This is a genomic window from Neptunomonas sp. ABH4_499, assembly GCF_056160565.1.
In genome coordinates this window covers 1-217 of the sequence record NZ_JBSWXK010000067.1, presented here as the reverse complement: position 1 = coordinate 217, position 217 = coordinate 1, and the positions used below count along the sequence as shown (strand labels likewise).

General features: G+C 55.3%; 1 protein-coding gene. It reads left to right on the top strand.

The window, feature by feature from the left end; all coding sequences use genetic code 11:
• Positions 1–217, top strand: a 217-nt coding sequence (locus ACXAF9_RS18250; RefSeq protein ID WP_475076874.1) for a VCBS domain-containing protein, incomplete at both ends; no start/stop codon positions are given.

Sequence of the window (217 nt, the reverse complement as noted above, 5' to 3'; positions counted from 1 at the left end):
TACGGTACGCTGACGCTGAACAGCGATGGCACCTACACCTACGCGTTGGATAACAGCAGCCCAGCCGTTCAAGCGCTGGAAAGCGGTCAGCTGGTGACCGATACCTTCACCTACACCATCTCGGATAGCGATGGTGATGTGGATACCGCTGACTTGACCGTCACCATTAACGGTCAAGACGATGGCGTACCAACCATCGATGTGGAAGACACCGACA